At 69.4% G+C, this 6,701-nt stretch carries 2 protein-coding genes; both read right to left on the reverse strand.

Translation table 11 applies throughout. The annotated features are described in order from the left end of the window. Window positions 1–1,267: beta-ketoacyl synthase N-terminal-like domain-containing protein (locus AB0I03_RS26130; protein WP_360417248.1), on the reverse strand; the 1,267-nt coding region annotated here is incomplete at its 3' end. After that, window positions 1,267–6,669: an SDR family NAD(P)-dependent oxidoreductase gene (locus tag AB0I03_RS26135; protein WP_360417251.1), complete on the reverse strand. Its 5,403-nt coding sequence runs from the start codon at window positions 6,667–6,669 to the stop codon at window positions 1,267–1,269. The genes AB0I03_RS26135 and AB0I03_RS26130, both read right to left, overlap by 1 nt. Window positions 6,670–6,701: the final 32 nt, after the last annotated feature.

Genomic DNA, 6,701 nt, shown 5'->3' on the forward strand with positions numbered 1-6,701 from the left:
GCAGAGAGACGGCACCGGCCGACCAGTCAACCTTGGGCGTCGGCTCGTCCACGTGCAGCGTCTTCGGCAGCACACCGTGCCGCATCGCCAACACCATCTTCATCACACCGGCCACACCAGCAGCGGCCTGAGTGTGACCAATGTTCGACTTCAACGACCCCAGCCACAAAGCCTGTTCGCGATCCTGACCGTACGTGGCCAGCAGCGCCTGGGCCTCGATCGGGTCACCCAGCGTCGTACCGGTGCCGTGCGCCTCCACCGCATCCACGTCCGACGTACCAAGGCCCGCGTTGGCCAACGCCTGGCGGATCACCCGCTGCTGCGACGGACCGTTCGGCGCCGTCAGACCATTGGACGCACCGTCCTGGTTCACCGCGGAACCCCGCACCACCGCCAGCACCGGATGCCCGTTGCGACGCGCGTCCGACAACCGCTCCAGCGCCAGCATGCCCGCGCCCTCGGCGAGGCCGAAGCCTGACGCCCCGGCGGCGAACGCCCTGGACCGACCGTCCTGGGACAGGCCGTTCTGGCGGCTGAACTCGAAGAACATGTCCGGGGTGGACATCACCGTCACGCCACCGGCCAACGCCAGTTCGCACTCGCCCTGCCGCAGCGCCTGCGCCGCCAGGTGCAGCGCAACCAGCGACGAGGAACACGCCGTGTCCACCGTCACCGCCGGACCTTCGAGACCGAACGTGTACGAAACCCTGCCCGACAGCACACTCGCACCGTTACCGGTCGCCAGATAGCCGTCGAAGGTGTCCTGATCGCTCTGCAGCAGCGGCATGTAGTGCTGGCCGTTGGTACCGGCGAACACGCCGACCTGCTTGCCGCGCACCGACGCCGGGTCGATCCCGGCCCGTTCGAACGCCTCCCAAGAGGTTTCCAGCAGCAGCCGCTGCTGGGGGTCCATCGCCAGCGCCTCACGCGGCGAGATCCCGAAGAACGCCGGATCGAACTCGTCCGCGTCGTGGAGGAATCCGCCTTCCTTGGTGTACGAGGTCCCGCGCTCGGCGTCCTCCGCGTGCAGGGCGCCGAGGTCCCAGCCGCGGTCGGTCGGGAAGGCCGAGAGCGCGTCGCCGCCGGAGGAGACCAGCTGCCAGAGGTCCTCCGGCGAGGCGACCCCGCCGGGGAAGCGGCATGCCATGCCGACCACCGCGATCGGCTCGTGCTCCTTCTCCTTGACCTGGCGCAGCCGCTCGGTGGCGTCGTCCAGGTCGGTCACCATGCGCTTGAGGTACGTCCGAAGCTTCTCTTCGCTCGCCATCACAACTCACGTCCCCACTTGCTGTCGATCAGGTCGAAGATCTCGTCATCGGACGCGGACTCGATCTGTTCCGCGACGCCTCGGCCGTCCACATCGCCCCGCACGTCGTCCCATTGGGACAGCAGGGACTTCAGGCGCGCGGTGATGTCGGCGCGTGCCTGTTCGTCCGGTGCGATGGCGCTCATGTCGTCCGGCACGATCGCGGCGAGCGTCGCTTCCAGGCGTTCCAGCTCGGTCAGCAACGAGCTGCCGTCAGCGGCCTCGTCGCCCAGGAGCTCGGCGCGCAGGAGTTCGGCGAGCGCGGTCGGGGTCGGGTAGTCGAAGACCAGCGTCGGTGGCAGGCGCAGGCCGGTGGCCGCGTTGAGGCGGTTGCGCAGTTCGACGGCGGTCAGCGAGTCGAATCCGACCTCCTGGAAGGCTCGTCCTGGCTCGATCGCAGCTCCGGAGGCGTGTCCGAGCACGGTCGCGACATGGGTCCGTACCAGGTCGAGCAGGACCCGACTCCGATCCGCCTCCGGCGTCTCGGCCAGCCGCTGTGCCAGCGACGGGCCGTGCGAGGCGGCGGCACCGGCCTCGACCATCCGCCGGACCGGACCGCGGGCGAGAGCTCGTAGCGACGGCGGCACATCCGCAGCGCGCAGGGTTCGGGTGTCCAGGCGCATCGGTACGACGGTGGCCTCGGGCCGTCCGATCGCCGCGTCGAACAACGCCAGACCCTCCTCAACCGACAACGCACCCACACCAACCCGCGTCATCCGCTGCACATCGACATCCCCAAGATGCCCCGTCATCCCACTCGAACGAGCCCACAACCCCCACGCCAACGACACACCCGACAAACCCAACGCACGACGATGCGCAGCCAACCCATCAAGAAACACATTCGCCGCCGCGTAATTCGCCTGCCCCGCACCACCCAACGTCCCCGACACCGACGAGAACAACACAAACAACGACAAATCAAGACCCGCCGTCAACTCATGCAGATTCCACGCCGCATCCACCTTCGGCCGCAACACCGCATCCAACCGCTCCGCAGACAACGACCCCACCACACCGTCATCCAACACACCCGCCGCATGCACCACCGCAGTCAACGGATGCTCCCGCGAAACCCCCGCCAACACCCCAGCCAACTCATCACGATCAGCCGCATCACACGCCACCACCGACACCGACGCACCCAACCCCGTCAGCTCCGCAACCAACTCCACAGCACCCGGCGCCCCCAAACCCCGCCGACCCACCAACACCAACCGACGCACACCGTGCTCCACCACCAAATGCCGGGCCACCAACCCACCCAACACACCAGTAGCACCCGTAACCAGCGCAGTCCCCTCCGGATCCACCCCACGCGGCACCGTCAACACCAACTTGCCCACATGCCGCGCCTGACTCAAGAAACGCAACGCCTCCGGAGCACGCCGCACATCCCAACCCCGCACCGGCAACGGCCGCAACACACCACGACCAAACAACACCACCAACTCACCCAACATCTCGGCGACGAGGTCGGGGTCGGTGGTCAACAGGTCGTAGACGCGGTAGCGCACGCCAGGGTGCTCGGCGGTGACCTCGTCGGCGTCGCGGATGTCGGTCTTGCCGATTTCGACGAACCGGCCGTCGTTCCGCAGCAGCCGCAGCGAGGCGTCCACGAACTCCCTGACCAGCGAGTTCAGCACCACATCCAGGCCCGAGGAGAACTTGTCCGCGAAGTCGAGGGTGCGCGACGACGCGATGTGGGCGTCATCGAAGCCCAGCGAACGCAGCACATCCCACTTGCCCGGGCTCGCGGTCCCGAAGACCTCGGCACCCCAATGCCGCGCGAGCTGCACCGCGGCCATCCCCACACCACCCGCGGCGGCATGGATCAGCACCGACTCACCCGCGCCCAACCCGGCGAGGTCCTTGAGCGCGTAGTAGGCGGTGAGGAACACCACCGGCACCGAGGCCGCCTGCGCGAACGACCAACCCGACGGCATCTCGACCAGGAGCCGACGATCGGTGATCGCGACCGGGCCGAACGCACCCGTGAACAGGCCCATCACGGTGTCGCCGGGGGCCAGACCGGTCACTCCCGGCCCGACCTCCAGCACGACACCCGCGCCCTCGCTGCCCAGCACTTCCTGGTCGGGCACCATCCCCAGGGCCAGCACCACGTCGCGGAAGTTCACACCGGCCGCGCGTATGTCGACGCGCACCTCGCCGTCCGCCAGCGGCCGCGACGCCTCCGGAAGGTCGACCAGCGCCAGGTTCTCCAGCGTGCCCTTGTCCGTGATGTCCAACCGCCAGGTCGTCGAGCCCTGCGGGGGCGTCAACGTCTCGTCCGCAGTCGGCCGACCCAGCCGCGGCGCGTACAACACCCCTTCGCGTATGGCAAGTTGGGGCTCGTCGCCGGCCAGCGCGGCGGGCAGCGCGACGGACACGTCGTGGTCGTCGAGGTCGACAAGCACGAACCGACCGGGATTCTCCGCCTGCGCCGACCGGACCAGACCCCACACCGGGGCGTTGACCAGGTCGAGCACGCCCTTACCGGGCTCGGCGGCCACCGCGCCGCGGGTGAGGAAGACCAGCCGCGAGTCGGCGAACCGCTCGTCGGCCAACCATGCCTGGACCAGTTCGAGCGCACGCGCGACGGCACGGTGCGTCGCCTCCGCGACGGGCAGCCCGAAGTCGTCGACACTGGCCGCCAGCACCACGTCCGGCACGGCCCCATGGGGGAGCGCACCGATATCGCCGAAGGTCTCCAGGTCGCCCAGTGCCACGCCGAGCTTGAACTCATCGGCGCCGACCAGTGCCCACGAACCGGTCCGGCCCGCAGGCTCGGACGGCGGTGCCAGCTCGTTCCAGTCCACCCGGAACAGCGCCTCGGGCAGACCGATCCGCACCTGGTCAGCCGCCATGGGCCGCAGCGCCAGGGACTCCACCGACGCCACCGGTCGTCCGGCCACATCGGCCAACCGCAACGACACCGCGTCCGGCCCCGCAGGCGAAATCATCACGCGGGCCGCCGTGGCACCGGTCGCCTGGAGGGAAACCCCGCTCCAGACGAACGGCAGACGGCACTCCGGCCCCTCCCCCACCACGGCGTGCAGGGCGGCGTCCAGCAACGCGGGATGCAGTCCGAACCGCGCGGCATCCGGGGCAAGTTCGGGCGCCAACTCCACCTCGGCGAAGATGTCCTCGCCCGAGCGCCACCACGACTTCAGGCCCTGGAACGCGGGACCGTAGCGGTAACCCAGCTCCGTCCAACGGTCGTAACCGCCGTCCCAGTCCACCGCGACCGCTCCCGCGGGCGGCCAGACGCTCAGGTCGAAGGCGTCGGTCGGGCCGCTGGCCAGCACACCCGCAGCGTGCCGGACCCACTGCGGCTCCGCCGCATCGTCCTCGCTCCGGGCGTGCACCGCCAACGTACGCGTCCCGGATCCGTCGTCGGCACCCACCGACACCCGTATCGCGATGCCGCCGTGCGCCGGCAGCACCAACGGCGCCTCAAGCGTCAGTTCCGCCACCCGGTCGCAACCCACCTGGTCACCGGCGCGGATGGCGAGCTCCAGGAACGCGGTGCCCGGCAACAGCACCGAGTCCCGCACCCCGTGGTCGGCCAGCCACGGATGGGTGGCCAGGGACAGCAGACCGGTCAGCACCACGCCGCCGGAGTCCGGCAGCTCTACCGCCGCACCCAGCAACGGGTGCCCGGCCTCCCGCAGCCCGACCGAGGACACATTCACGGCCTGTGCACCCCGAGCGTTCAGCCAGTAGCGCTGACGTTGGAAGGCGTAGGTGGGCAGATCGTCCACGGGGCGGGCGCCGGGGAAGACGGCCGTCCAGTCGACGGTCGCGCCGTGCACGTGCGCTTCGGCCAGCGACAGCAGGAACCGATCCAGACTGCCCTCGTCGCGGCGCAGGGACCCCAGGGCCACGATCTGCTCGGACGTCTCCTGGATCCCCATCGCCAGCACGGGGTGCGCGCTGGACTCCACGAAGAGGCGGTGGCCCTGCTCGGCCAGCAGCTGCACGGTCTCCTCGAACCGAACCGTCTGGCGGAGATTCCGATACCAGTACTCCGCATCCAGCACACTGGTATCGATCCGCTCCACCGTCACCGTGGAGTAGAACGGCACCTGCGAGGGCCGGGGGCTAATGTCCGCGAGGATGCTCAGGAGCTCGTCTCGGATCTCCTCCACATGCGCCGAGTGGGACGCATAGTCCACCGGGATGCGACGGGCACGAACCCCGGACTCCTCACAGTCGGCGAGGAGTTCGTCCAGTGCATCGACGTCGCCGGAGACGACGATCGAACCCGGGCCATTCACCGCAGCGATGGAGATCCGGCCATCCCAACGCTCAAGACGCCCGGTGACCTCCCCGACCGGCAGGGAGACAGACACCATGCCGCCCCGACCGGACAGGGCGAGCAGCGCCTTGCTCCGCAACGCCACCACCCGCGCAGCATCCTCAAGCGACAACGCACCCGCCACACACGCCGCGGCGATCTCGCCCTGCGAATGCCCCACCACAGCGGCCGGCTCGACACCATACGAGCGCCACAACGCAGCCAGCGACACCATCACCGCGAACAGCACAGGCTGAACAACATCAACCCGCTCCAACGCCTCAGCGTCGGCCAGCACGTCCAGCAACGACCACTCGATGTGCGGGGCAAGAGCCTGCGCGCACGCCCGCATCGACTCTGCGAACACCGGCGAGGAGTCCAAAAGCTCCACCGCCATGCCCACCCACTGCGAACCCTGACCAGGGAAAACGAACACCGCGCGGTCACCCGCCACAGTGCCCTGCACCACACCAGGCGCCGCAGTGGCATCCGCCAGCGCAGCCAGGCCGCCACGGAAGGCAGCCAGATCAGCACCGACCACCGCAGCACGATGCTCAAAAGCAGCACGCCCCGCAGCGAGCGAGAAGCCCACATCCGCCGGGTTCAGCTCGGGCGTGGCATCCACGTACGACAGCAGGCGGGATGCCTGTGCGCGCAGCGCGGCCTCGGTCTTGCCCGAGACCACCCACGGCACCGCACCCTGCACCGGCGCGGCAACGGCCGGCGCCTCAACCGGCGGTGCCTCCTCCAGAATCACATGCGCATTCGTGCCGCTGATCCCGAACGACGACACCGCGGCCCGCCGCGGCGCATCCGTCCGCGGCCACGCGACCTGCTCGGTCAGCAACGACACCGCACCCGTGGACCAGTCGACCTTGGGCGTCGGCTCGTCCACGTGCAGGGTCTTCGGCAGCACACCGTGCCGCATCGCCAACACCATCTTCACCACGCCGCCGACGCCGGCCGCGGCCTGAGCATGTCCGATGTTGGACTTGAACGACCCGAGCCACAAGGGCCGTTCGCGATCCTGGCCGTAGGTGGCCAGGATCGCCTGCGCCTCGATCGGGTCGCCGAGGGTGGTGCCGGTGCCGTGCG

This window comes from Glycomyces sp. NPDC021274, from assembly GCF_040641195.1.
Taxonomy (GTDB): Bacteria; Actinomycetota; Actinomycetes; order Mycobacteriales; family Micromonosporaceae; genus Glycomyces.